At 64.1% G+C, this 24,680-nt stretch carries 19 protein-coding genes; 11 read left to right on the plus strand and 8 right to left on the minus strand.

The genetic code is table 11. The features are described 5' to 3' along the window. Positions 1–118: 118 nt before the first annotated feature. From rpsA to RCO31_RS29690, 9 genes are all read left to right on the plus strand, one after another. Positions 119–1,828 (plus strand): 30S ribosomal protein S1, encoded by a 1,710-nt coding sequence (rpsA, locus tag RCO31_RS29650; RefSeq protein ID WP_308971910.1) that lies wholly within the window; start codon positions 119–121, stop codon positions 1,826–1,828. A 183-nt stretch (positions 1,829–2,011) separates the two neighbouring features. Beyond that, entirely contained in the window at positions 2,012–2,992 is a 981-nt protein-coding gene (gene sppA / locus RCO31_RS29655) for a signal peptide peptidase SppA (protein WP_308971911.1), read from the plus strand. A 171-nt stretch (positions 2,993–3,163) separates the two neighbouring features. Continuing rightward, a complete protein-coding gene (locus RCO31_RS29660) occupies positions 3,164–3,466 on the plus strand; it encodes an integration host factor subunit beta (RefSeq protein ID WP_308971912.1) in 303 nt (100 codons plus the stop codon). A gap of 82 nt (positions 3,467–3,548) precedes the next feature. Beyond that, positions 3,549–3,902, plus strand: coding sequence for a lipopolysaccharide assembly protein LapA domain-containing protein (locus tag RCO31_RS29665; protein WP_308971913.1), 354 nt, complete (start codon positions 3,549–3,551; stop codon positions 3,900–3,902). Positions 3,903–3,991: 89 nt separating this feature from the next. Next, positions 3,992–4,657, plus strand: coding sequence for a phosphoribosylanthranilate isomerase (locus tag RCO31_RS29670; protein ID WP_308971914.1), 666 nt, complete (start codon positions 3,992–3,994; stop codon positions 4,655–4,657). Next, on the plus strand, positions 4,657–5,871 hold the full coding sequence (trpB, locus tag RCO31_RS29675; RefSeq protein ID WP_308971915.1) for a tryptophan synthase subunit beta: 1,215 nt from the start codon (positions 4,657–4,659) through the stop codon (positions 5,869–5,871). The genes RCO31_RS29670 and trpB overlap by 1 nt, the downstream gene beginning before the upstream one ends. After that, positions 5,868–6,704: a tryptophan synthase subunit alpha gene (gene trpA, locus RCO31_RS29680; protein ID WP_308971916.1), complete on the plus strand. Its 837-nt coding sequence runs from the start codon at positions 5,868–5,870 to the stop codon at positions 6,702–6,704. The genes trpB and trpA overlap by 4 nt, the downstream gene beginning before the upstream one ends. 227 nt (positions 6,705–6,931) lie before the next feature. Next, positions 6,932–7,870 (plus strand): acetyl-CoA carboxylase, carboxyltransferase subunit beta, encoded by a 939-nt coding sequence (gene accD / locus RCO31_RS29685; RefSeq protein ID WP_308971917.1) that lies wholly within the window; start codon positions 6,932–6,934, stop codon positions 7,868–7,870. Positions 7,871–7,923: 53 nt separating this feature from the next. Then, positions 7,924–9,198, plus strand: coding sequence for a folylpolyglutamate synthase/dihydrofolate synthase family protein (locus RCO31_RS29690; RefSeq protein WP_308971971.1), 1,275 nt, complete (start codon positions 7,924–7,926; stop codon positions 9,196–9,198). A gap of 51 nt (positions 9,199–9,249) precedes the next feature. On the opposite strand, the gene RCO31_RS29695 is transcribed toward RCO31_RS29690, so the two are convergent. Beyond that, positions 9,250–10,143, minus strand: a complete 894-nt coding sequence (locus tag RCO31_RS29695) for a LysR substrate-binding domain-containing protein (RefSeq protein ID WP_308971918.1) — start codon at positions 10,141–10,143, stop codon at positions 9,250–9,252. A 151-nt stretch (positions 10,144–10,294) separates the two neighbouring features. Between RCO31_RS29695 and RCO31_RS29700 the strand changes: the two genes are divergently transcribed. Together RCO31_RS29700 and RCO31_RS29705 are read left to right on the plus strand one after the other, a co-directional pair. Continuing rightward, positions 10,295–10,687, plus strand: coding sequence for a RidA family protein (locus tag RCO31_RS29700; protein WP_308971920.1), 393 nt, complete (start codon positions 10,295–10,297; stop codon positions 10,685–10,687). 50 nt (positions 10,688–10,737) lie between these two features. Further along, positions 10,738–11,904 carry an NADH:flavin oxidoreductase gene (locus RCO31_RS29705; protein WP_374991551.1) on the plus strand — a complete coding sequence of 389 codons (1,167 nt, stop codon included), beginning with the start codon at positions 10,738–10,740 and terminating at the stop codon, positions 11,902–11,904. A gap of 68 nt (positions 11,905–11,972) precedes the next feature. Here RCO31_RS29705 and trxA read toward each other — a convergent pair whose 3' ends face one another. The 7 genes from trxA to RCO31_RS29740 form a co-directional block, all read right to left on the minus strand. Next, a complete protein-coding gene (gene trxA / locus RCO31_RS29710) occupies positions 11,973–12,293 on the minus strand; it encodes a thioredoxin (RefSeq protein ID WP_308971922.1) in 321 nt (106 codons plus the stop codon). Between the two features lie 126 nt (positions 12,294–12,419). Then, complete coding sequence (gene addA / locus RCO31_RS29715; protein WP_308971923.1) at positions 12,420–15,902, minus strand: double-strand break repair helicase AddA; 3,483 nt, start codon at positions 15,900–15,902, stop codon at positions 12,420–12,422. Beyond that, on the minus strand, positions 15,899–19,051 hold the full coding sequence (gene addB, locus RCO31_RS29720) for a double-strand break repair protein AddB (RefSeq protein WP_308971924.1): 3,153 nt from the start codon (positions 19,049–19,051) through the stop codon (positions 15,899–15,901). Before addB ends, addA begins: the two co-directional genes overlap by 4 nt. Positions 19,052–19,396: 345 nt before the next feature. After that, a complete protein-coding gene (locus RCO31_RS29725; RefSeq protein WP_308971925.1) occupies positions 19,397–20,119 on the minus strand; it encodes a nucleotidyltransferase family protein in 723 nt (240 codons plus the stop codon). 139 nt (positions 20,120–20,258) lie between these two features. Next, positions 20,259–20,579 (minus strand): PilZ domain-containing protein, encoded by a 321-nt coding sequence (locus tag RCO31_RS29730; RefSeq protein WP_308971926.1) that lies wholly within the window; start codon positions 20,577–20,579, stop codon positions 20,259–20,261. A 62-nt stretch (positions 20,580–20,641) separates the two neighbouring features. Further along, a complete protein-coding gene (gene tsaE, locus RCO31_RS29735; protein ID WP_308971927.1) occupies positions 20,642–22,159 on the minus strand; it encodes a tRNA (adenosine(37)-N6)-threonylcarbamoyltransferase complex ATPase subunit type 1 TsaE in 1,518 nt (505 codons plus the stop codon). Next, a complete protein-coding gene (locus tag RCO31_RS29740; protein WP_308971928.1) occupies positions 22,156–24,648 on the minus strand; it encodes a PAS-domain containing protein in 2,493 nt (830 codons plus the stop codon). Before RCO31_RS29740 ends, tsaE begins: the two co-directional genes overlap by 4 nt. Positions 24,649–24,680: the final 32 nt, after the last annotated feature.

The following is a 24,680-nucleotide window of genomic DNA, read 5'->3' on the forward strand; positions in this document are numbered from 1 at the left end:
CCTGTTTGTGGATTTGGGTTTGTGGGGCGGTCGCGCAGGGTGTGCGGACCCTGCGCCCGGCACGGCCGTTATGCCCGTCAACCTCAAAGGTCCGGCGTTACCGCTCACTGGAGAACAAATGGCTTCAAGTACTGCGAATTCCTACAACCCGTCCCGCGACGATTTTGCCGCCATGCTCGACGAGTCGTTCGCCGGCGGCAACCTGCAGGAAAGCTCTGTCATCAAGGGCAAGGTGGTTGCGATCGAGAAGGACATGGCCGTCATCGATGTCGGCCTGAAGACCGAGGGCCGTGTGGCCCTGCGTGAATTTTCCGGCCCCGGTCGGGAGAACCAGCTCAAAGTGGGCGACGAAGTCGAAGTGTTCCTCGACCGGATCGAGAATGCGCTCGGCGAAGCCGTGCTGTCGCGCGACAAGGCTCGCCGCGAGGAAAGCTGGGGCAAGCTCGAGAAGGCGTTCCAGAACAACGAGAAGGTCAGCGGCGTCATCTTCAACCAGGTCAAGGGCGGCTTCACGGTCGATCTCGACGGTGCCGTGGCATTCCTGCCGCGCTCGCAGGTGGACATCCGTCCCGTACGCGACGTCGGCCCGCTGATGAACAATTCGCAGCCGTTCCAGATCCTGAAGATGGATCGCCGCCGCGGCAACATCGTCGTGTCGCGCCGCACGGTGCTTGAAGAGACGCGCGCCGAGCAGCGCCAGGAACTGGTGCAGAACCTCGAAGAGGGTCAGGTCATCGACGGCGTCGTCAAGAACATCACCGACTACGGTGCGTTCGTCGACCTCGGCGGAATCGACGGCCTCCTGCACGTCACCGATATCGCCTGGCGTCGTGTCAATCACCCGAGCGAAGTTCTGAGCATCGGCCAGACCGTCAAGGTGAAGATCATCAAGATCAATCACGAGACGCACCGCATCTCGCTCGGCATGAAGCAGCTGCTTGATGATCCGTGGCAGGGAATTGAAGCGAAGTATCCGCTGCAGGCGAAGATCATCGGCCGCGTCACCAACATCACCGACTACGGCGCGTTCGTCGAACTGGAGCCGGGCATCGAGGGCCTGATCCACGTGTCGGAGATGTCGTGGACCAAGAAGAACATGCACCCCGGCAAGATCGTTTCGACGTCGCAGGAGGTCGAGGTGCAGGTGCTGGAAGTCGATTCCGTCAAGCGCCGTATCTCGCTCGGCCTCAAGCAGACCATGCGCAATCCATGGGAGCTGTTCGTCGAGAGGTATCCGGTTGGCGCAGTCGTCGAGGGCGAAGTCAAGAACAAGACCGAGTTCGGCCTGTTCCTCGGGCTCGATGGCGACGTGGACGGCATGGTCCATCTCTCCGATCTCGACTGGAAGCTTCCAGGCGAGCAGGTGATCGACAACTTCAAGAAGGGCGACATGGTCAAGGCCGTGGTGCTCGACGTCGACGTGGAGAAGGAGCGCATTTCGCTCGGCATCAAGCAGCTCGAGGGCGATCCCTTTGCTGAGCCCGGTGATGTCAAGAAGGGCGCGGTCGTGACCTGCGAAGTGCTGGAAGTGAAGGAAGGCGGCATCGAGGTGAAGATCACCGGCACCGACTTCACCACCTTCATCAAGCGTTCCGAACTCGCCCGCGATCGCTCCGAGCAGCGCTCGGAACGTTTCGCCGTCGGCGAGAAGGTGGACGCGCGCGTCATCCAGTTCGACAAGAAGGCGCGCAAGGTGCAGGTCTCGATCAAGGCGCTGGAAGTCGCTGAGGAGAAGGAAGCCATTGCCCAGTACGGCTCGTCCGATTCGGGTGCGACGCTCGGCGACATTCTCGGCACGGCACTCAAGCAGCGTAGCGGCGAGAAGTAGGCGTAAGCTGCCCGACAGCACAAAAAGACGAAACGAAGGCCCCGGTCACTCCGGGGCCTTCGGCTTTTCAGGGCACTTCAGTCCTTGTTTTGTACATATTGAATTGTAATGAGAAATTGCACGTTACCACCTATAAAGGGCGAGCGGGCCAACACGGTTCCGAAAGCCCCAAGAGGATGACAGATGCCTTCCGATGCCGATCTGATCGTCGATCGTCGACGCATGCGCCGTAAGCTGACCTTCTGGCGTGTCGCTGCGGCGCTGACCGCCGCCGCCGCGATTGTCGCCGTCGCCGTTCTGGCGACCCCAGCCGGTCGACGCTCGATCGCCGGCGATTCGTCGATCGCCCGTATCAAGATCGAGGGACTGATCCGCAGCGACAGTGACCGCGTTGCGGCACTGGAGCGGCTCGGACGCTCGTCAACCAAGGCGGTGATCGTGCACATCAACTCGCCCGGCGGCACCACGGCCGGCGCCGAACAGCTGTATGACTCGCTGGTGCGCCTGAAGGAAAAAAAGCCGCTTGTGGTTGTCGTCGACGGGCTTTGCGCGTCCGGGGGCTACATTGCTGCACTCGCCTCCGATCACATTGTTTCCCAGGGAACCTCCCTCGTCGGATCGATCGGGGTGCTGGTGCAGTTCCCGAATTTTACGGAGCTGATGAAGACGGTCGGCGTCAAGGTGGAGGAGATCAAGTCATCGCCGCTGAAAGCCGCGCCGAACGGCTTCGAGCCGACGAGCCCCGAGGCTCGCGCAGCGATCGATTCGCTGGTCAAGGATTCCTATGCCTGGTTCCGCGATCTCGTGAAGACCCGGCGCAGTATGGATGATGCTACGCTGGCGCAGGCCGCCGACGGTCGGGTCTTTACCGGCCGCCAGGCGCTCGCGCTGAAGCTTGTCGATCAGCTTGGCGACGAGAAGACAGCGGTCGCCTGGCTCGTTGCGCAGAAGAAGATCGATCGTGAGCTTCCGGTGCGGGATTTCCGGATGTCGCCGCGCTTCGGCGATATGAGCTTCATTCGCCTTGCGATGAGCGCGACGCTCGACGCGGTCGGGCTGACGACCATTGCACGCCAGCTGGAAGAAGCAGGCTCTATCCAGGCGGTGGATCAGCTTGGCCTGCAAGGTCTGCTGGCGCTCTGGCGTCCGTCGGTGACCGAGTAGCGTTCTTCGATCACGTTATCACTGTGCGAAAAGCGCGTGCGCCGGCCGGCCAAGCCTGCCCGAGCCGTTTTGTCACGCTCTTTTTCATACCTCGAGGCTTCGATTTATCGTCTTGACAGTGCAGCATCTTTTCACGGAAATGGGTTTCGTCATTCATAGGCACGCGCCCCGATGATCAAGTCAGAGCTCGTTCAACGCATCTCCGAGCACAATCCGCATCTCTATCAGCGAGACGTCGAGAATATCGTCAACGCGATTCTGGACGAGATCGTCGCAGCGCTTGCGCGCGGCGATCGGGTTGAGTTGCGCGGCTTCGGTGCGTTTTCCGTGAAGCACCGGCCGGCCCGCTCGGGCCGTAATCCGCGCACCGGGGAGCACGTTCCGGTCGACCAGAAGAGCGTACCGTTCTTCAAAACCGGCAAGGAAATGCGCGAGCGGTTGAACAAGGCCAACGGCGAAGATACGTCCCATTGAGTCCAGTTGGCGCCGAGCCAGTCTGGCGCTCAGGTGGCATTGGCTCGGTGTTGTCTGCGGGCTTCCGCCAGGAGACGAGCCGATGCTGCGAAAGATTTTCAACGGCCTTGTGCTGCTGCCGCTTGCGATGGTGGTCGTGATCTTTGCGGTCGCGAACCGTCACATGGCGACGGTATCATTTGATCCCTTCGACAGTACGGATCCGGCTTTAAGTCTGACCATGCCGTTGTTTCTGGTGATCCTGCTGGCCGCGATCGCGGGTGTGGCAGCGGGAGGGGCGGCCACCTGGTTCCGGCAGCGCCGCTGGCGACGCGCCGCCCGCCGCCATGAAGCTGAGGCCCGCGCCGCCCGCAGCCAACTCGACGACAGCAAGGTCTCCCGATTCGCCTCTCCTCTGCCGTCCTCAAACGCCCTGTTGCGCCCCCGGGCAGAGTAGCCTTCGGGCACGGGGCGGGGAGACAAGCGGCTCCTGGCGTTGTAGAAGCCGGCCATCGTTCCACGATGCTTTGACGCGTTTTTGAGGCCATGTCCCTGATCGTCAAAATTTGCGGCCTGTCTACCGGCGAGACGCTCGACGCAGCGCTCGGCGCCGGCGCCGACATGGTTGGCTTCGTGTTCTTTCCGGCTTCGCCGCGCCATATCGCGCTTGGCACCGCCGAAGAGCTCGGCCGCCAGGTGCGCGGCCGCGCGCTGAAGGTGGCGCTGTCAGTCGACGCCGACGACGCCCTGCTTGAAAACAGCATCGAAGCCTTGCGGCCGGACCTGCTGCAACTGCACGGCATGGAAAGCGTTGCGCGTGTGCGCGACATCAAGGCAAAGTTCAAGCTGCCGGTGATGAAGGTTCTTCCCGTCGCGACAGAGGCCGACCTCTCGACGCTTGCAGGCTTCGCCGCCGTCGCCGATCGCATTCTGTTCGACACGCGGGCGCCGAAGGACGCTACGCGCCCGGGCGGTCTCGGCGAGGCGTTCGACTGGCGGCTTTTGGAGGGCCTTGACCTGGAAGTCCCCTTCATGGTCTCAGGCGGTCTGAACGCGATCAATGTCGCAGATGCCGTGCGCATCACCGGGGCCGGCGGCGTCGATGTCTCCTCAGGCGTCGAACGCGCGCCCGGCGTCAAGGACCCCGAAAAAATCCGTGACTTCATCCGCGCGGCGCGCGCCGTGGACGAGACAAGACTGGCGAGTGGCTGATGGCGTTGTCGAAACCGAATTCCTTCCGCACCGGTCCGGATGACAGCGGACACTTCGGCATGTTCGGCGGGCGGTTCGTCGCCGAAACGCTGATGCCGCTGATCCTCGACCTCGAAAAGGCCTATGCCGCGGCGAAGGTCGATCCGTCGTTTCACCACGAGATGAACGCGCACCTGAAGGACTATGTCGGCCGTCCGTCGCCGCTCTACTACGCCGAACGGTTGTCGCAGCATCTCGGTGGCGCAAAAATTTATCTCAAGCGCGAAGAGCTGAACCACACCGGTTCGCACAAGGTGAACAACGTGCTCGGCCAGATCATGGTCGCGCAGCGCATGGGCAAGAAGCGCATCATCGCCGAAACCGGTGCGGGACAGCATGGCGTCGCTACTGCGACGCTCTGCGCACGCTTCGGTCTCGAGTGCATCGTCTATATGGGCGCCGTGGACGTGGCGCGGCAGGCGCCGAACGTGTTCCGCATGGAGATGCTCGGCGCCAAGGTGGTCGCGGTGCAGTCCGGAACGCGCACGCTGAAGGACGCGATGAACGAAGCACTGCGCGACTGGGTGACGAACGTCGATAGCACCTACTACTGCATCGGCACGGTCGCAGGTCCGCATCCCTATCCGATGATGGTGCGCGACTTTCAGTCGATCATCGGTCGGGAGACGCGCGAGCAGATGCTCAGCGCGGAGGGGCGCTTGCCGAACTCGCTCATTGCCTGCATCGGCGGCGGCTCGAATGCGTTGGGCTTGTTCCATCCGTTTCTCGACGACGCCAGTATCGAGATTTTCGGCGTTGAAGCCGCAGGCCACGGCCTCGACAAGTTGCATGCAGCGTCGCTGACCGGCGGCCGGCCTGGCGTGCTGCATGGCAATCGCACGTATCTGCTGATGAATGACGATGGACAGATTCAGGATGCGCATTCGATCTCGGCGGGCCTCGACTATCCGGGAATCGGACCGGAGCACTCCTGGCTGCATGAAACGGGACGCGTGACCTATCTGTCGGCGACCGATCAGGAAGCCCTCGATGCGTTTCAGTTGCTGACCCGGCTGGAGGGCATCATTCCGGCGCTGGAGTCTGCGCACGCGATCGCGAAGGTCGTGGACCTCGCGCCGCAGCGCAGCAGTGATCATCTGATGGTGGTCAACCTCTCAGGCCGCGGCGACAAAGATATTCCGCAGGTCGCCGAGATTCTGAAAGGCAAGCCGTGACGACCCGCATTGAGACCCGTTTCGCCGAGCTGAAACGCCAGCGCCGCGCGGCGTTTGTTGCTTACGTGATGTGCGGCGACCCGGACATCGAGACCTCACTCGCGATCATCAAGGCGCTGCCGAGCGCCGGCGCCGACGTGATCGAGGTCGGCCTGCCGTTCACCGATCCGATGGCGGACGGCCCGTCGATTCAGGCCGCCGGTCTGCGCGCGTTGAAGGCGGGGACGACGCTGAAAAAGACGCTCAACGTGGTACGGCGCTTTCGCGAAGGCGACGATGTGACGCCGATCGTTCTGATGGGTTACTACAACCCGATTTACATCCATGGCGTCGACAGGTTTCTCATCGACGCGAAGGCTGCCGGCGTTGACGGGCTGATTCTGGTAGACATGCCACCGGAAGAGGACAACGAACTGTGCATTCCCGCGCTGAAGGCGGGACTGAACTTCATCCGCCTTGCGACGCCGACGACGGACGACAAGCGTTTGCCCGCCGTGCTCGCCAACACATCCGGCTTCGTCTACTACGTGTCGATCACCGGCATCACCGGCAGTGCAACGGCGGACTCGGCGAAAGTGTCGCAGGCGGTCAGCCGCATCAAGCGGCATACGGAGCTCCCCGTGTGTGTCGGCTTCGGCATTCGCAACCCAGAAGCGGCGCGGGCGATCGCTGAGCACTCGGATGGCGTGGCGGTCGGTACCGCGCTGGTCGATGCGATTCGCGACAGCCTTGATGCGGAGAGCCGCGCCACGCCGAGGACCGTTTCCGCCGTGGCCGATCTGGTCGCCACGCTCGCTGCGGGCGTGCGGGGTGCGCGACAGGCCGCGGAATAGCATTGCAAGCGGAAAGTTTACGCGGCGCCGGCATTGCCCCGATATCGCGGGACGTCCATATAGGCGCTCAGCATGATGAGTTTAGGTCCGCAAGTCGACACTACAAAAGCTCGTCATCCCTGCGAAAGCAGGGATCCATATTCCAGAGCGGCAGCGATCTGGCCTTGGACGTTCTGGAATATGGGTCCCCGCTTTCGCGAGGACGACACCGGGAACAGGAGCCTTTCATGAACTGGATCTCAAACGTCGTCCGGCCAAAGATTCGCAGCTTCCTCAATCGCCGCGAAACGCCGGAGAATCTTTGGATCAAATGTCCGGACACCGGGCAGCTCGTGTTCTTCAAGGACGTCGAGGCCAACCAGTTCGTCATCCCCGGCTCGAATTATCACATGCGCATGGGCGCCAATGCGCGCCTGAAATCGGTCTTCGATAACGAGACCTGGTACGACGTCGCGCTGCCTCCGGTTGCCGCCGATCCACTCAAGTTTCGCGACGAGAGAAAGTATGTAGACCGCATCAAGGATGCGCGCGCCAAGACCGGCATGAACGACTCGGTCAAGGTGGGTTATGGCAAGCTTGAGGGCTCGCCGGTCGTGGTCGGCGTACAGGATTTCGATTTCATGGGCGGCTCGCTCGGCATGGCCGCAGGCGAGGCAGTGGTGAAAGGTCTCGAGCTTGCGGTAGAGAAGCAGACGCCTTTCATCATGTTCGCTGCGTCCGGCGGTGCGCGCATGCAGGAAGGCGTCCTGTCATTGATGCAGATGCCGCGCACGACGGTCGCCGTGCAGATGCTGCGCGAGATCAGGAAACCTTACATCGTTGTGCTGACGAACCCGACCACGGGCGGCGTCACGGCGTCCTACGCGATGCTTGGCGACATCCAGATTGCCGAGCCCGGCGCACTGATCGGCTTTGCCGGCGCGCGCGTGATCGAACAGACAATCCGCGAGAAGCTCCCCGAGGGTTTTCAGCGCGCCGAATATCTTAAAGAGCACGGCATGGTGGACATGGTCGTCCATCGCCACGAGATGCGTGCGACGCTTGCGCGGCTGTGCCGGATTCTGTGCAAGGCCGAAGCCATCAAGCCTGCCGAGGTCGAGCAGCCGGCGGTAACACCGCCACTTCTGGACCTGGCCGAAGCGCCGCCGGCGGCATCGCCCCCGTGAGCGCTTCGCCTGCCAAGAAGCTCGAGCCGCTGGATGCGATCCAGCAGCGACTGATGGCGCTGCATCAGCGCAAGATCGATCTGACGCTCGATCGCATGCTGCGTATCCTGGAATTGCTCGGTCACCCCGAGCGGCGGATGGCGCCGGTCATCCATGTTGCGGGAACCAACGGCAAGGGCTCCACCATCGCTTACCTGCGCGCGATCCTGGAGGCTGCGGGCCTGAAGGTGCACGTCTACACCTCGCCGCATCTCGTGCGCATCAACGAGCGCTTCCGGCTTGCGGGCACGATGGTCTCCGATGCCGAACTGATCGAGGCGCTCGAACATTGCGAGCAGCTGAACGCAGGCGAGCCGATCACGGTCTTCGAGATGGAAACCGCGGCGGCGTTTCATCTGTTCGCAAGACATCCGGCTGATGTCGTGTTGCTGGAGGTCGGGCTCGGCGGACGCGGCGATTCGACCAATGTCATCGAGAAGCCGCTTGCGACCGTCATCACGCCTGTGGCGATGGACCACATGGAGATGCTTGGCGATACGCTCGCCAAGATCGCTGCGGAGAAGGCGGGTATCATCAAGCGTGGCGTGCCGCTGGTCTCGGCGTTGCAGCAGGCTGAAGCGGAAGCCGTGATCGAGAAGCGCGCAAAAGAGCTGCGCGCGCCCGTGCACATGGGCGGTCAGCATTGGCACGTCAGCGTGGAGCGGGGGCGGCTGGTGTTCCAAGATGAGCGCGGTCTGCTCGATCTGCCTGCTCCCAGATTGTTCGGGCGGCATCAGTTCGACAATGCCGCGCTTGCGATTGCCGCACTGCGGTCGATCGAAACGCTGAAGGTCCCTTCAAGCGCCTATGAGACCGGCGTCGCCAGGGCGGAATGGCCGGCGCGGATGCAGCGGCTTGCCTCGGGTGCGCTGGTGAAGCTCGCGCCCGATCAATCCGAGGTCTGGCTCGATGGCGGGCACAATGCGGATTGCGGGCGCGTCGTCGCCGCTGCGCTTGGCGACCTTGAAGAGCGCGTGTCGCGGCAGCTCGTGGTCATCGTTGGCATGATGTCGAACAAGGATGCGAGCGCGTTCCTTACCAATTTCACGGGTATGACGCGGCACGTCATCGCCGTGCCGATCCCGGATCACGAGAATGCCTATGCGCCGTCGGCGCTGGCCGAAGCGGGTCGGCACCTCGGCATGAGGATCGAGACCGCGCCGAGCGTCGCCGATGCGCTGCGCAGGGTCGCGCGCCTGTCTTACGAGACGCCGCCGCGCATCCTGATCACCGGCTCGCTCTATCTTGCCGGCGAGGTGTTGCGCGAGAACGGCACGTTTCCGAACTAGGCCTCTGTCCGTCCAAAGCCGAGGGCCGCCCTTGCCGTTCGGTCAGTGCGTTCAGCGCGCGCGGGCCGAACGCACTTCCGATCGAAGCCAGTCCGCGGCTGCGCTGACGCTAGAGCTCGGCGAACCATCGCCCTTCATCACGAGATGGTAGGTGTATCCATCGAGCTTAGGGCCGAAGGGCTGCATAAGATGCCCGGCGGCGAGTTCGTCCGCCACCAGGGCCAGGCTCAGCAGCGCGACGCCCTGTCCCGCGACAGCCGCCTGAATGGCATGACTCTCGTCGGAAAATTGGAGTTGTCCGAGGTCCGACGGGCAGGGAAGTCCGGCCTTCGCGAACCAGTTTTGCCAGTTCGGATTGCCCGGCCGCTTTCTGATCCATTCGAAATGAATCAGGGAAAACCGACTGAGATCGGCGGGGTCGCGCACGCCGAGTCTTGGATTGGCGAGCGGCGCAAACTCGTCGGCGAACATCGGTTCTGAGCGAAGACCAGGATACGACCCCTGTCCGTAGCGGATGGCGATGTCGACCGAGCGGCCGTCGAGATCGACGGCTTCGTCTGATGCCTGAAGCTGCAGATCGATGTCGGGGTGCAGCTTCCGGAAGTTGGCCATTCGAGGAACGAGCCACTTCACCGTGAAGGCGTTGGTGGCAGAGATCGTCACCTGCGCCCGCTTTCTGGACTGCGAAAGGCGATCGAGCATGGCCTCAAACGCGTCGAACCCGTCCCGCAGCACCGGATAGAGCTGCACGCCGGCATCGCTCAGCACCACCTTGCGAACCTTTCGCTCGAAGAGGGTCAGCCTGGTGTGCTCCTCGAGCGAACGGATCTGGTGGCTGATCGCGGTGGGAGTGACTGCGAGTTCGCTCGCTGCCCGCTTGAAGCTGCCGTGTCTGGCCGCAGCCTCGAACGCACGCAGAGCAGAAAGTGGCGGAAGCCTTCGCATGCCTCGTACGTAGATAGATGAAATTAGATCATCTAATAGCTGATAATTCGGAGTTTGTCCAACGTCGCATCTGACGACAAATTGCCGGTGTGAGCGAAGCTCTCTCAGATGAGCTCAGCTTTCTCATAAGGCAATTTAAAGGATCACTGCAATGCTGGAACGCGTGATAACCAACCCCGACATCTATGAACCATTCCTGCTGTCGCAGGGGATCAAGTTCGGAAACCTCCTGTTCATTTCCGGTCAGGCGGGAGCCGGCGACGACGGCAAGATCGTGGATGGGGGCTTCCGCGCCCAGGGCGAGCAGGCGTTCGCCAATCTTCGGCGGGCGCTGGAGGCGGGCGGGTCGAGCCTGGACGACGTCGTCAAGGTGACGATCTTCGTCACCGACATGGGCAATTTCAGAGAGGTTGTCGAACTCCGCCGCAAGTTCTTTTCGGCGCCCTATCCGGCCGACACCATCGCCGAGGTCAGGGCTCTCTACGATCCCAAGGTTCTGATCGAAATCGAGGCCATCGCGGCGATCCGGTCTACGGGGCATTGAGCGACATGGCCGAGCACCCAGACCAGTTGCAGCGTGAACATTCCGATCGGATGGAAACCCTGTTGAGTTCGCTCAAGCTCGGTGGGTTGACGCTTCGCAACCGCCTCGCAGTCGCGCCAATGACACGGGTCAGTGCGACGCCGGAGGGAATCCCGACATCGCGCATGTCTGACTATTACACGGCGTTCGCCGAGGGCGGGTTCGGTCTCGTTGTCACCGAGGGCCTCTACACCGATAAAGCCTTCTCACAGGGATATCTCTTCCAGCCCGGACTCACAGAAGCCTGCCAGAGAAACGGCTGGCGGCCGATCGTCGAGCGGGTGCATGACGCGGGATCGCGCATGATTGCTCAGCTCATGCACGCCGGCGCGCTATCACAGGGAAACGCGTACAGCGCCGAGACCAGGGGGCCATCGGCTATCCGCCCGAAGGGGCAACAGATGGCTTTCTATCGCGGGGCGGGGCCCTATCGCGTACCGACGGCGATGTCCTCCGAAGAGATCGCACAGGCCGTCAACGGCTTCGCACACGCCGCTTTCGTTGCGAGGGACGCAGGCTTCGACGGCGTCGAGGTCCATGGCGCGAACGGCTATTTGCTGGACCAGTTCCTCACGGAGGGCGTCAACCTTCGCGACGATCGCTATGGCGGCTCCGTCGAGGGCCGGTTTCGGCTTATCGTCGAGGTCGTGGAAGCCGTGCGAAACTCGGTCGGCTCTGACTTCATCGTCGGCGTGCGTATCTCCCAGGGCAAGGTCAACGACTTCACACATAAATGGAGCGGGCGCGAAGATGAGGCGGCAGCGATCTTCGGTTCGCTTGGACAGCTTCCCATCGACTATGTGCATACGACCGACTTCGAGGCATGGCGACCGGCCTTCGGCGAAGGTCCGAGCCTGGCGGCCTTGGCGAAGAAGCATTTGCCAGTGCCGGTGCTCGCGAACGGGTCTCTGCACGATCCCAAGCAGGCCGCGGGCCTTCTTCGGCGCGGCGAGGCTGATTTCGTGTCGTTAGGGCGTGGCGCGCTTGCCCATCCGGACTGGCCGCGGCGTGTCGCCAAAGGCGCTCCTTTGGAGACGTTCAATCCTGGCATGATCTCGCCAATCGCGGACCTTGCGAATGCGGAGCGGCATCGCACCGGAACGGTTGCCGTAGCAGGACAAAGCGAGGCTTCGCACCGCTTATCGCAAAATGCTGCGGAGCCCAACTCATTGCTCTGACGGAACAAGAAAAAGCCGGCGACAGGGCGCGCCGGCTTTTCTGAAGTGTAGCGTTGCGAGGCTGGCGATCAGACTGCCGTGTTGATCCACTGTTGCAGCTTCTGCTTCGGCGCGGCGCCGACCTGACGCGAAGCCATTTCGCCGCCCTTGAAGATCATCAAGGTCGGGATCGACATCACGCCATAGCGCGACGCGGTCTCCGGATTCTCGTCAACGTTGAGCTTCACGATCTTCACCTTGTCGCCCATGCTGTCGGCGATTTCATTGAGCGCGGGAGCGATCATGCGGCACGGCCCGCACCACTCGGCCCAGAAGTCGACCACGACCGGTCCATTGGCTTTGAGAACTTCCGCCTCGAAATTAGCGTCCGAAACCTTGCCGACACTCATGGTCAAACCTCATGTCTTGGTGTTGATGTCTTAAGCGTTGGACAGCGTCGACATCGCAGCAGCGCGGGAATCGCGCCAGAAGGATAAGACGAAACTATGAACGCGACCTTGTCCGGTCAAGCCGCATCACGGTGAGATGATCCCGGTCATCTCATCGTCCAGGACGGACGCCGGAACCTCCATGATTTCAGGTGTTTCGGTCCACACCAGTGCCGCACGGACGACCCGGGCGGGATAAATCCGCTGGAGCAGGGCGCGATAGAGAGCAAGCTGCCGCCGGTAGGCCGGCGGGATGCCTGAGGTCTCGCGCGGCGGCGAATGGTTGGTCTTGTAGTCGGCGATCCAGATCTCGCCGTCGGCGACGATCAGGCGATCGATCTGACCGGAGACCGCGAGTTGAGACCGGCCCGGCCGCTCGATGCGTCCGATCAGCGGCACCTCGGCCCGGCTGCCCGGTGCAAACAGCGCGGCAAATCGCGGGTCGTCGACGAGGTTGATCGTTTCTGCCGCAAGCGCGGCGCGCTCGGCCTCCGGCCAGTCGTCGCCCGCGTTTCGTGCCAGATAACGGTCCGCGGCCTCACGCCGGCGATCGTTCGCGATGTCCGGCAGCGACTGCAGGAGCCGGTGCACCAGCACGCCCCGACGCAGGGCGCGCTGCCGGTCGGCAACCGTCTCGGTGCGATTAAATCGGTGGCCGTCGCCGTCGTCTGCGTCGGACGGGCGTCTCAGCTCGAAGCCGGGAGTCGTTGCGACAACGCTCTCGCGAAGCCAGGGCGGGGCGAGGAACAGCTGAGCCTGGGCGGGCGCCTGTGTCCTTTCGTCCGGAGGGACCAGCGTGTCTTCCGCCCGCGCGTAGCGGCGCACGGGACCGTCCTTCGTTTCTATGACCTGTTCTGTCAGATCTGAATTGGCGAGTCCGGTTCGTATCAGATCGTACCATGACCCGCTGCGGACTTCGTTGCGGTTGGCCTGCTTGATGCCACCGACGATCAATCGCTCGGCAGCGCGTGTCATCGCCACGTACAGGAGGCGGCGATACTCGTCCTCGGTTTCCTCAAGCATCTTAAGGCGGGCGGCGACGACCGGGGGCGGATCGTCGGCTTTGCGGCCGCCCCAGACGACGCAACCGCCGGCGCTTTGCGGCAGGCGGACCAGATTGAGCCGCCGCGTATCGGTCGGCGACGACGTCGTATCCATCAGGAAAACGACCGGCGCCTCGAGGCCTTTCGCGCCGTGCACCGTCATCACCCGCACCTCGTCGCGCGAGATCTCCATGTCGCGCTTGATCTCGGTGTCGGCGGCGCGCAGCCAGGCGAGGAAGCCCTGCAGACTTGCCGCCTCGCGCTGCTCGTACGTCAGCGCCAGTTCGAGAAATTCGTCGAGTGCATCGCTCGGTTCATGATTGAGCCGCTGGAAGATCTTTGCCCGGCCGCGCGCGCAGCCCAACAGCCAGGAGAAGAAAGCAAACGGTGTCGCGTGCGCCGCGCGCGCTTCGCAAGCTTGCAGAAATGCAAAGGCATCGCCGAAGGTGCGGCAATCGTCGGCCCCCTTTGCGAGCGCCTCACGCAGGCGTCCTTTGCGGCCATGGGCCAGCGCGAACAGCTGCTCCTCGTTCAGGCCGAACAGCGGGCTCTTCAGTGCGACCGCAAGCGCAAGATCGTCGGCAGGCAGCAGGATCGCATCCGCCAGGTTCATCAGGTCGATAATGGCAATATGCTCGGTCAGCTTCAGGCGGTCCGCGCCGGCAACCGGCACGCCGGCGAACTTCAGCGCTTGGATCACAGCATCGAACAGGCCACCCCGCCGGCGCACCAGAACAAGGATATCGCCAGCCCGCAGCGGCCGTCGGCCGCCGGCGCGGCCGGTAGCTTCATCGCCTGCGATCATCCGCCTGATCGTGCGTGCCATCCGCTCGGAGAGCTTCGCCTCCGGGCTGGTCTCGGAAACCGCGTCGAACGGTGCGCGCCAGCCTTCGATGTCGGCGCGATTCTCCGGTTCCTGCAATTCCCACAGGTCGACTACGCTCGGGGCGGCGTCCTCCATCGCCAGATGCGCCGGCATACCGTCGCGATCGGAGGTGATGCTTCGGTAGATCGCCTGCGCCTGAAACGTGCTTTGCACCGATTGAAGGATGCTGACGCCGGAGCGAAATGAATAGTTGAACGACACCGGTGCGAAACGGAGATTGGCGGCTTCGAACTTCGCTCTGAAGTCCCGCCGTCTTTCGTCGAACTCGTGCGGAGCGGCACCTTGAAACGAGAAGATCGACTGCTTCTCATCACCGACGGCGAAGATGGTGCGTTCGATTCCATCACGCGCGCCGGCCCCTGTGGTGAAATCGGCGATCAGCCGCTCGACGATCTGCCACTGCTTGGGGCTCGTGTCCTGCGCCTCGTCGATCAGCACATGATCGATGCCGCGGTCGAGCTTGTAGTGCACCCATCCCGCCCGCGTGTCCTCGAGCATCTTCAATGTTTTGTCGATCAGATCGTCGTAGTCGAGCAGGCCGCGCTCGTTCTTCTCGCGGCGATAGTTCGCGGCAACCGCGCTTGCGATGGTCACGAGGGCTGCTGTGCGGTCGCGCATGGCGATCGCGCGCCGCCGGTCGAGCAATTCAGCCAGACGGTCGGCTTCGCGGTCGAGACGTGCACCGAAATCCGGATACGATTTTGAAAGCCGGTCGGTGACAAGCGATTTTCGGCGCTCGCGGTCTGCTGTCAGGAAGACCGCGAGGTAGCGCTCTCGTCGCAAGGCGTCGGATGTGGCCAGCGCCCCGCGCAGTCGTTCCGCCTGCCGGCGATCGTTCGCCGTGCCGGCTTCGAAGATCGCCGCCGCTGCCGACCACTGCGAACTCGGCAGCAACGGTCCGTCGACGATGGCCTGATCCACGGTCTCGAGCCGATCATCCGGACTGACATTCAGCCAGCGCGAGAGTTCAGTGATCGTCGCCGCCGCGCTGCCTGATCGATCGATCCAGCTCATGAAGTGATCGCGGCTGAGACAGGCTTCGCGCACGACGTCGCGAAACGTCACGTCCGCCGCAACGCTCATCGCGGTTGCGAGCGCCTGGCCTGCGGCGCTCTCCGGCCGCGCGGCGGCATCGAGCAGTACGGCAAGGCTCGCGCGCTCCATCATCGCGTTCTGATCGCGGTCGTCGAGCACGGCGAACCGCGCCGGGACGTTGGCCTCGAACGGAAATTGCTGAAGCAGCCGGGTGCAGAGCGCGTGAATGGTCTGCACCTTCAGGCCGCCCGGCGTTTCCAGCGCGCGGGCGAACAATTTGCGCGCGTCGGAGCGGATCGTCGCACTGGGCCGTGCGACGCCGGCATCGCGCAGTGCTGCGTCCAGGCGCGCGTCGTCCAGCGCGATCCATTTGCCAAGCGTTTCGAACACCCGCTGTGCCATGTTCGCTGCAGCAGCCTTGGTGAAGGTGATGCACAGGATCCGCTCAGGCGCGGTGCCGCGCAGCAGCAGGCGGATCACCCGCTGGACCAGCACGTGGGTCTTGCCGGCGCCGGCGTTCGCCGAGACGAATGCGGATACTTCCGGATCGGAGGCGCGGGCCTGCGTGTCGCGGATTGCAGCGGGTATCTTGCGTGCAGCGCTCATGCGTCGTCACCCCTGCCCGCGAACCACTCCTTGACGCGCGCAAGGTCGTCATAGGTGCCATAGCGGCGGGACCACATGGACAGCACGAGCGAATTGTAGGGCTGCGTCTCGTCCTCGAAGGCGTGGATCAGCTTTTCAAGTTTCTCGCGCGCCTCCCGCGCCGCCTCATCAGGCGATATCGGCGGCTCCGAGCGCTTGTCGCGCGTCAGCTCCAGCCGTCTTTCCTCGCCGGGGGGATCGTTTCCGCTGAGCCTGACATAGGCCAGCTCGGACACCGGCGTGCCGGGCGCGACACCCTCGAAGCCACCATCGCGCAGGATGGCGGCGGTCAGCGTCAGTTGTGGCGACAGGCCGATGCGCACCTGCTTGTCGGATGGCGGAGCGCCTGTCTTGTAGTCCAATAGCGCCAGACGTCCGTCGCTGCGGATCTCGATGCGGTCAGCGCGCGCCGAAAGGCGGAAGGTGCGCTCGCCGACAGGGATCGCCATGGCACCGTGGCTTTCGGCGATAACGCGCATGAGACCATCGCGGCGCGTCTGCTCCCAGCCCGCAACCCACGACACGATACGCAGGAAGCGCGGCCACCACAGCGCGCGCGCTTCCGCGCGATCCATCAAGGGTGCAAAGTGCCTGCCGCCGATCTCGCGCAGGTGGCGCGCGATGTCGTCGGGCAGCTCAAGCGGGAAAGCCTGCGCGAACTCGCCAAGCGCGTTGTGAATCGCCGAACCGCGGTGCGCGGCCGAGGGTGGCATGTCGATCGGATCGAGCGGTGAAAGCCTCAAGATGTGCCTGGCGTAGATCGTGTACGGATCACGCAGCCAGTCCTCGATCTCGGTGACCGAAAGGGCCGTCGGCCGCGCGTGGCGCGGCGGTTTGGGCGCCGGCTGATCGACCGGCTTCGGGGCGCTGACGGGTCGGTCGAGCTCTTCCGCATATCGCAGATAGACGCTGCCTGCCTCGCGCATGGCGTTCCAGCGGTCCTCGCCGGCGACGGCCTTCAGCCGGTGCAGGAAGCGCGAGGCGACCGCAGGTGCTCCGCCGACCTTGTCGGAGCGGGTCAGGATCACCTCGTCGGCGCCCATCAGCTGCGCGAAGTCGTGTGCGGCGAGGCCGATGCGGCGTTCGGGCAGATCGAGACCGATCTCGTGGCGCATTGGCCGGCTGAGCCATGGATCGCTGCGCGGATCGGGCGGCCACACGCCCTCGGTCAGCCCGCCGAGGATGACGCGGTCGCAATGCGACAGGCGCGCCTCGAGCTGCCCGTAGATGTGCAGCAAGGCATGAGGCTTTTCCGGGCGCCGGACGATCCGTCCGGCAAACGCCGTCTCGAACAGCTCCGGATACTCCTCGAGCTTGACCGCCAGGCGGCGCTGCGCGCCATCCGCGAGCGCATCGTCAAACGCTGCGAGCAGGGCAAGTCCGTCTCCGCCGTCGAACGCCAGCACCGCGCCGTGTTCATCGGCGGACATGTATTCGACCGCATGGCGATGCAGCTCGGCGAGCGCAGCGAAATCGAACGGGCCTTTTCCATGCTGGTCGGCCAAGGGCGTCAGCACCCGGCCGAGATCGGCGAGCAGGGCGTGGATGGCGTCGAGCCGGTGGTCGCCGAGCGTCGTGCGCAGCTCGGAGCGATGCAGCAGTGACGGCTCACGCCGCCGGAGTTTGCCAAGCTCACCGCGGAAATCGGCGAAACTCCTCTGCAGTCCTGACAGGCCCGGCGGCGGACGGGTGCCGCGCAGCAGCGCCAGCTCGAGATCCGCGACCGTCCTTTCGAGCGACTTCCTGTCGCGTGCCAGGCGGAACAGCGGATGTTTCAGCAGGGCCAGCAGCGGTGCGGGCGCGAGCTGTTCGGCGGCGACGGTCGCAACCAGGCGGGCGAACAGCCCCGCCTGCGTCTCCAACAGCGAATCGCCGCCCGAGTCGTTACAGACCAGGCTCCACCGATCCAGTGCGGCCAGGACGCGCCGCGCCAGCGCGCGGTCGGGCGTGACCAGCGCCGTGGTGATGGCTTTGTGTTGTGCCTCGCGCATCGCGACGGCGATCGCCAGCGCTTCGGTTTCGACGTTCGGGGCTTCGACCACCGCAGCGCGCTGAACGCTGCGGGCGATGCCGTCGGATATTCCGGGCGCGCTCAGTCGCTGTCGCCACAGCGCCGTGGAATCCGATGGCCGCATCGCCTCCGACATCAGGGTTTCGCGTCCGGCCACACTCGACGATGCGAGGTTCGTTACCTCGCGGCGGGACACGCCCAGCCGATCCAGCAGGCCGTGCATGGCGAATTGCGGATGCGACGGCGCGGGTGACGTCACAAACAGGCCGGCGGCATTCTTGATCCCGCCGATCATCGACCAGGACTCGTCGTCGAGCTCGACGTCGAGGCCGGGCAGAACCACCGCGCCTTGCGGCAGCCGGGCGATGGCCTGCAGGAACGTTGCCGTCGATGGCATCGATCCGGTCGAGCCTGCGGCGATCACCGGCCCGGTCTGGTTCGCGGCGAGCCGCTCCGCCTCGGCGGCGATCAAGAGATCGCGTCGCGCGAAAGGCTCCATCCTGCCGGTCTCACGCAAGTGGGCGGGCCAGGATTCACGCGCGATCTTCAGAAAGTCGAGCGTGAGCTGCCAGTACTTGTCGTGCTCTTCGGGCACGAGCCGATCGAGTGCGGCCCATGGAACCTTACGCGTCTGCATGTCGTCCATCAGCCGGGCGAGATCATCGGCCAGCGCCAGCGCCGACGACGGGCCTGAGATCACGAGCGGTGTCGAAGCCGCGTCGGCCGGCTTCAGCCGGGACGACCAGGCAACGATCAGTTGCGCAAGCGTCAGCCGCCGTTCCAGTCCGTCGATCGCCGGAAGCAGCTCAAGCGCGGTGGCCGGTGCGTTCGAGGCTGCCTGGGCGAAGATCAGTTCGTCCTCGTCGATGTCGCCGAGCGCGACCAGCCGCGGCAGCATCACCGCCTCGCTGTCCAGCACCTGGAGGAACACCTCGCGCGCAAGCCGGGTGGCGCGCCGGGTCGGCAGATAGAGCGTCGCTCTGGCCAGATTCTCGGGCGTGTGTCGCGCCTCGAATCCCGGAACGAGCCTGCCATCGACAAGCGCTTCGATCACCGTGCGCAAGAAGGGCGCTGAGGCTGGGACGTTGTAGACGTGCATGCGCGGTCCAAATTGGGCGACCGGCGTATCATGGCACGGCGAATGCGCAAGATGGAGGCTCAGGCCCTAAAGCATGATGAAATTAGGTTTGTCGGGTCTACGACACGCATTCGGCGTCATCCCCGCGAAAGCGGGGATCCAGTATCCCGGAGCGGCCGGGTCGGAATTTCAAGTCACCGCACTAGTGTCGTGGATCAGAAATTCGCGCCATCGTTGCCGCGAGTCCATCGTGCGAATTTCTGATCCATAAACGACACTAGAATCATAAACTTGTTAGGGTCCTGATCGAATCCGAAGTTCGCTCTGAGCTCGCTGCAAAGTACGGCGAACTTCGGATTCGGGAGACTAGGCGGCGCTTTCAAGCACGGCCCGTTCGGCCTCACCAATGGCGTCGGGAGTTCCGACATGCATCCATGTTCCTTCGAGCCGAACCCCGAACAGGCGGCCGGCTTCCTCGGCCGCGTCAAACAGCCGGGCCAGCCCGAACTCGCCCTGCGGCGCCGACGCAAACAGTTGCGGCGAGACGATCGCGGCACCGGCATAGACGAAGGGCGCGATCTGCTTTTCGTTGCGCTTGTGCAGGGTGCCGGCCGCCGACATGGTGTAGTCGCCGCGGCCGTCATAGCCGATGCTCGTCGCGGTCGGCGCCATCAGCATCAGCATGTCCATCCTGGCGGGATCGAAGGCTTCGGCGAGCCGCGTGAGATTGGATCGCACGCCGTCGATCCACATGGTGTCCGCATTCATGTGGAAGAAGGGGCTGGATCCGAGCTGCGGCAGCGCCTTGACCACGCCGCCGCCGGTGCCGAGGATCTCGTTCCGCTCGTCGGAGATGACGATGCGAGGGCGCTGGCGTTGCGAGACGTGGCGGATGATCTGGTCGGGCAGATAGTGCACGTTGACCACCGCCTTTTGGACGCCCGCCCCGGCGAGCTTGTCGAGCACGTGGTCGAGCAGGGTCTTGCCCGCGACCTGCACTAGCGGCTTCGGGATCGTGTTCGTAATCGGCCGCATGCGCAGGCCAAATCCTGCGGCAAGCACCATGGCGGTCGTCGGTTTCAACGGCATTGAAGAAGACGTCTCGAAGGCTCGCGCGTTCAAATGAAGCTGCATATTGGCACTTTCCGGATCAATGCGCCCGGATAGTCGCCCAACATTACAATGCTAAGACAGACATTCCAGCCGCAATCGAGCTGGACGGGCGGCATTAGGCATCAACCGTCTGGGCGCCGTTCGAGCGGCGACCCTTCTTCTTGTCCGACTGTTTGAGGAAGGTCGCGCCGACCTGGTCGCCATTGACCCAGGCCAGTTCACAGCGGCGATAGGCGAGGCCGGTCGACGACAGCAGCAGGAAGAACTCCTTCAGGTTCAGTCCCTCGACCGAACCTTCGACAGTGAGCCGTGCGCCGGTCTCGGAGATCTCTTCCATGATGCAGTTGCGCCGCCAAGTGCCGTCGATGCCCATCATGTGCGCGTTGATCCCGCGCTCGAAACTGACGCGCTCTCCCTTCCGCCGTTCCGAGGCCATCTCCTGCTCCCACGCCTTTGCAAATCCAGCGCGAGATTATTCGCATCGCCGCTAACAGCCGGTTAAGCAGGCGGCGGCACGCGGTTCGCAAACCATGCGCGGGGACCGGCAAGCGACGGATGCTTGAGCGCGCGGTTCAGATAGGCCCAGATGCGCGGCCGATGCCGCAGGTAGTGCGGTTTGCCGTCGCGCCGGTTGAGCCGCGAAAAGACCCCGAGCAACCGCGTATTCCGCTGCACCGACATCATTGCATAGGATTCGGCGAAGGCGGCGGTATCGAACGATGGATCGTCGTCTTTTCGGCCGCGCACATAGCGGGAGACGAGGCCAATCTCGAGCGGCTCGGACACATCGACCCGCGCGTCCTGCGCCAGCGACACGACATCGTATGCCGGCGGCCCGAGCACCGCGTCCTGAAAATCGATCACGCCGACGCGGGCCATGCCCTGGCGGTCGGCCAACCAGATCAGGTTCGGAGAATGAAAGTCGCGAATGACCCATGTGGCGGGCACCGCAAGCGCCTGCTGCAACAGCCGCCGCCACAGCAAGACAAATTCCTCGCGCATTGCGGGCGTGACCTGGACGCCGCGGTCCGGCAGATACCAGTCGAGCAGCAGGCTCACCTCGATCAGCATGGCATCGGCATCGAAGGCGGGGACGGTGTAGGAGCGCCGGTTTTCGACCGGCAGTTCGGTCGGCAACGGGCTCCTGTGCAACGCGACCAGCACGTCGGCTGCAGCCTGATAGCGTTCTTCGATCGGCGCCGGCGGCGTGCCGGCCAGCACGCCTTCGCAGCCTAGGTCCTCGCTGATCAGGAATCCGTCCTCAAGGTCTGTCTGATAGATGACAGGGACCGAGAGGCCGCGCGCGTGCAGCTCCTTGTCGATGGCGACGAAGGGAACGATGTCTTCGGCAAGATGCACGGCCGTGAGGTAGGACTTGCCGCCGTAGATCAGGTGCGGATCTGATTTCGGCGGCGAGTTCATCAGGATCGTCGAGTGCCCGTTGAACACAAGCCGCGCATAGGAACGTGTCGACGCGTCGCCGGCCATGCGCTTGCGTGTCGTCTGCATCGCACCGGACTTTTCGAGAAAGGCGCGCAGGCTGGCCAGTCGGCGGACGGTCGCTTGCGCCGTACCATGACCGGTTATGATCGCCGTCCGCGTATCGCTGGCGCCGTTCGGCCGTTGGCTGAATGCGATGTCGATGCGGTCGGCGGGGAGCAGCTCGCCTGCGCGATCAGGCCATTCGACCAGCACGAGGATGTCGTCGGGAAACGGCGCAAGGCCCAGCTCGTCGAGCTCGCCGGGGTCATTGACGCGATACAGATCGACATGCAGCACCGGCGGCGCGAGATCGTAACTCTGCGCCAGCGTGAATGTCGGGCTCGGCACTTCCAGCCCCGGGTCATCGGCGAGATAGCGGATCAGCGCGCGCGCCGCCGTGGTCTTGCCCGCACCGAGGTCGCCGGAAAGCGTGATGACGTCGCGCGCGCCGATCAACAGGCCGAGGTCGGCCATCAGGCCGGCGGTCGCAGCCTCGTCGGCAAGATCAGTGCTGAAGGACCAGGCCGCGGTCATTCGGCTGCGCTGCGCACCGGCGGCTCTGTCGGGAACTCGCAGGTGACGGTTGTGCCGCGGCCGACGGCGGAATCGATGAAAACGCTGCCGCCGTGCATCTCGACGAACGAACGCACCAGCGACAGGCCCAGCCCCGCCCCGCGATGACGCGATCCGTTGGCGTTGGCTTCGAACCAGTCGAACACCTTGCTCTGGTTCTCGGGCGGAATGCCGGGGCCATGATCGGTGACAGCGAAGAAAGTTCGGCCGCCGTGCTGTGTGGCCGTCAGGGTCACGGTTCCGCCCCGCGGCGAAAAGCCGACCGCATTGGCGAGCAGATTGTACAGAACCTGGACGACACGCCGTTCATCGGCGATGAGCGGCGTGTTTGCGCCTGCGGTTTTCACTTCGAGACGGATGTTGTCGGTGACGAGTCGATCCTGCACGCCGGCCGTGGCCTGCTCGATCGCCTTGCGTACGTCGACGGGTGCAAGGTTGAGTGACATCGCCCCGGCATCGATAGTGGCAAGGTCCAGGATGTTGTTGATGATCGCCAGCAGCGCATTGGTGGATGAGGTGATGTAGGAGAGGTACTCGCTTTGCTTCAACGTCAGCGGTCCGGTAGACGGATCGCTGAGGAAGTGCGCGAAGCCGATGATCGTCGTCAGCGGCGAGCGCAACTCATAGGAGACGTGGTGGACGAAGTTCACCTTCATCTTGTCGGCGGCTTCCAGCGCTTCGTTGCGTTCGCGTAACGCGCGTTCGACGTTCACCGTATCGGTGACATCCTGGAACGTCAGCAATGTGGCGCCGTCGGGCAGCGGCATGGTCATGCAGTTCAGAACGCTGCCATCCTTGCGCTCGATCTGCATCACCACTGAGTTGCGGTTGTCGATGCCTGTGATTGCTGCGCGAAGTTCCTGCCAGGCGCGCGCGTCGTCGAACAGCGGCCAGCACCATTCCTGCACCGTCTTGATGTGCGGCTGCTGCGCCAGGGCGTCCGGCGACAGCCGCCACATGCGCGCGAAGGCCGGATTGAACAGGCGCGCGCAGCCGTTGCTGGCAAACACCGCGACAGCTTCCGCGAGGTTGTCCAAGGTCGCGCGCTGGACGCGGATCAGGGCGTCGAACTGCCGCGATAGGTCGAGGCTCTCGGTTGCGTCATCGAACAGGTAGGTGACGCCGCCTTCGGGATTGGGCGTCGAAATCACGCGCAGCGTCCGTCCGTCCGGCAGATGCCACTCGTCGGTTCTGGCTTCCGTGGCGCGGTAGGCTTCATGCAGCCGCGCCTTCCATTGGCGGAAGTCCTGCTGTTCCGGAATCTTCCGCGATGCGCGGAGCTGGTCCAGGATCGCCGAATCGCTCGGGCTCGTGTCGAGAAATCCGATGTCGAGGTTCCAGAGGCGGCGATAGGCATCATTGTAGAATGTCAGCCGCTGGCGCGCGTCGAACACGGCCACGGCGGAGGACAGCTGATCGAGCGTCCGCCGGTGTGCGTCGGCCATCCGCGACAGGCTCGCGCGCAGGCTCGCAGCCTCGCTGGCGTCGATCGCGATGCCGGCGCTGCCCGAACGCAGCGCGATGGCCTGGACGTCGAACATCTTGCGTTCGCCGCGGATCACCACCGGCAGCCGCTTTGCAAACGCGGCCTGTTCCGACAAGACGCGCGCCATTTCATTGCGGTCCGGGCTGTCGAGCAGGTCAAGGTTGCGGCTGATGGCGTCGGCGCTGGAGGTCGCTTCCGTGGCGACAGCGTAGGCAGGGTTGGCGAAAGCCAGCGTGCCGTTGGCGCGGCGGGCCCAGACCGGGGCCGGGATCGCCGTGGCGAAGCCGCGCAGGATTTCCGTTTCCTCCAGCAGTGCATTGTAGCGCAGCGTCATTTCCGCAAGATCGCGGCGCAGGCCGCTCAGCTCGCGGAAGCGCACGATCGCCTGTCCACCGACGACGCGGCCGACCGCCTCGACGCCGCGGCCGCTGACCGTCGTCAGGTTCAGCGCGAAGCTCTCCGCGTCGTTGCGCAGCGCCTCGACGGCCCGCTCCAGCCGCACCGACGGCTCCGGCGCGAGCCACGTGCCGAAGGCCAGCAGCCGGTGGGCCGGACCGACGGCCAGCAGCGCGGTGTCGCCGGCGATGCGCGGCCGATCGTCGCCTGCGCGCCACGACACGACCACCTGCGGCTCACTCAGCAGCAGCGCGTTGCTGCGATCGTTCTCGGCCTGCAGCGCCTGGATTTCGGAGCGCAGGCGAAGCTCGTTCTCGGCCGCCCGCGTGCGCGTCCGCATCAACAGGATCGCTGAGACGACGGAGAATCCAAGAATCGCCAGCACCAGCGCGATCGCGACGAATTCCTGCCGATCCAGATCGCCAAGCGACGCCAGCACGCGGCCCAGATCGAAATCCTGTGCGTTGGCCGGGCGGGCGCCAAGTGCCAGGATCAGAGCCGGCGCATAGCGACGGGGGCGGATGCAGGACGACAACGTCCGACGCATCGCATGGATCATGCCCCCCATTGGTTTGCACCCCAACACTTGCTCCGCCCAGT

It is taken from the genome of Bradyrhizobium sp. LHD-71 (assembly GCF_031157255.1).
Classification (GTDB): Bacteria; Pseudomonadota; Alphaproteobacteria; order Rhizobiales; family Xanthobacteraceae; genus P52-10.

Coding starts and splice junctions, on each gene's coding strand:
- RCO31_RS29690 (WP_308971971.1), top strand. CDS start 7,924: ATGGCGCTGCATCAGCGCAAGATCGATCTGACGCTCGATCGCATGCTG.
- rpsA (WP_308971910.1), top strand. CDS start 119: ATGGCTTCAAGTACTGCGAATTCCTACAACCCGTCCCGCGACGATTTT.
- addB (WP_308971924.1), bottom strand. CDS start 19,051: ATGCACGTCTACAACGTCCCAGCCTCAGCGCCCTTCTTGCGCACGGTG.
- accD (WP_308971917.1), top strand. CDS start 6,932: ATGAACTGGATCTCAAACGTCGTCCGGCCAAAGATTCGCAGCTTCCTC.
- trxA (WP_308971922.1), bottom strand. CDS start 12,293: ATGAGTGTCGGCAAGGTTTCGGACGCTAATTTCGAGGCGGAAGTTCTC.
- RCO31_RS29730 (WP_308971926.1), bottom strand. CDS start 20,579: ATGGCCTCGGAACGGCGGAAGGGAGAGCGCGTCAGTTTCGAGCGCGGG.
- RCO31_RS29660 (WP_308971912.1), top strand. CDS start 3,164: ATGATCAAGTCAGAGCTCGTTCAACGCATCTCCGAGCACAATCCGCAT.
- tsaE (WP_308971927.1), bottom strand. CDS start 22,159: ATGACCGCGGCCTGGTCCTTCAGCACTGATCTTGCCGACGAGGCTGCG.
- RCO31_RS29705 (WP_374991551.1), top strand. CDS start 10,738: ATGGAAACCCTGTTGAGTTCGCTCAAGCTCGGTGGGTTGACGCTTCGC.
- trpB (WP_308971915.1), top strand. CDS start 4,657: ATGGCGTTGTCGAAACCGAATTCCTTCCGCACCGGTCCGGATGACAGC.
- addA (WP_308971923.1), bottom strand. CDS start 15,902: ATGAGCGCTGCACGCAAGATACCCGCTGCAATCCGCGACACGCAGGCC.
- RCO31_RS29665 (WP_308971913.1), top strand. CDS start 3,549: ATGCTGCGAAAGATTTTCAACGGCCTTGTGCTGCTGCCGCTTGCGATG.
- RCO31_RS29725 (WP_308971925.1), bottom strand. CDS start 20,119: ATGCCGTTGAAACCGACGACCGCCATGGTGCTTGCCGCAGGATTTGGC.
- sppA (WP_308971911.1), top strand. CDS start 2,012: ATGCCTTCCGATGCCGATCTGATCGTCGATCGTCGACGCATGCGCCGT.
- RCO31_RS29740 (WP_308971928.1), bottom strand. CDS start 24,648: ATGGGGGGCATGATCCATGCGATGCGTCGGACGTTGTCGTCCTGCATC.
- RCO31_RS29670 (WP_308971914.1), top strand. CDS start 3,992: ATGTCCCTGATCGTCAAAATTTGCGGCCTGTCTACCGGCGAGACGCTC.
- RCO31_RS29700 (WP_308971920.1), top strand. CDS start 10,295: ATGCTGGAACGCGTGATAACCAACCCCGACATCTATGAACCATTCCTG.
- RCO31_RS29695 (WP_308971918.1), bottom strand. CDS start 10,143: ATGCGAAGGCTTCCGCCACTTTCTGCTCTGCGTGCGTTCGAGGCTGCG.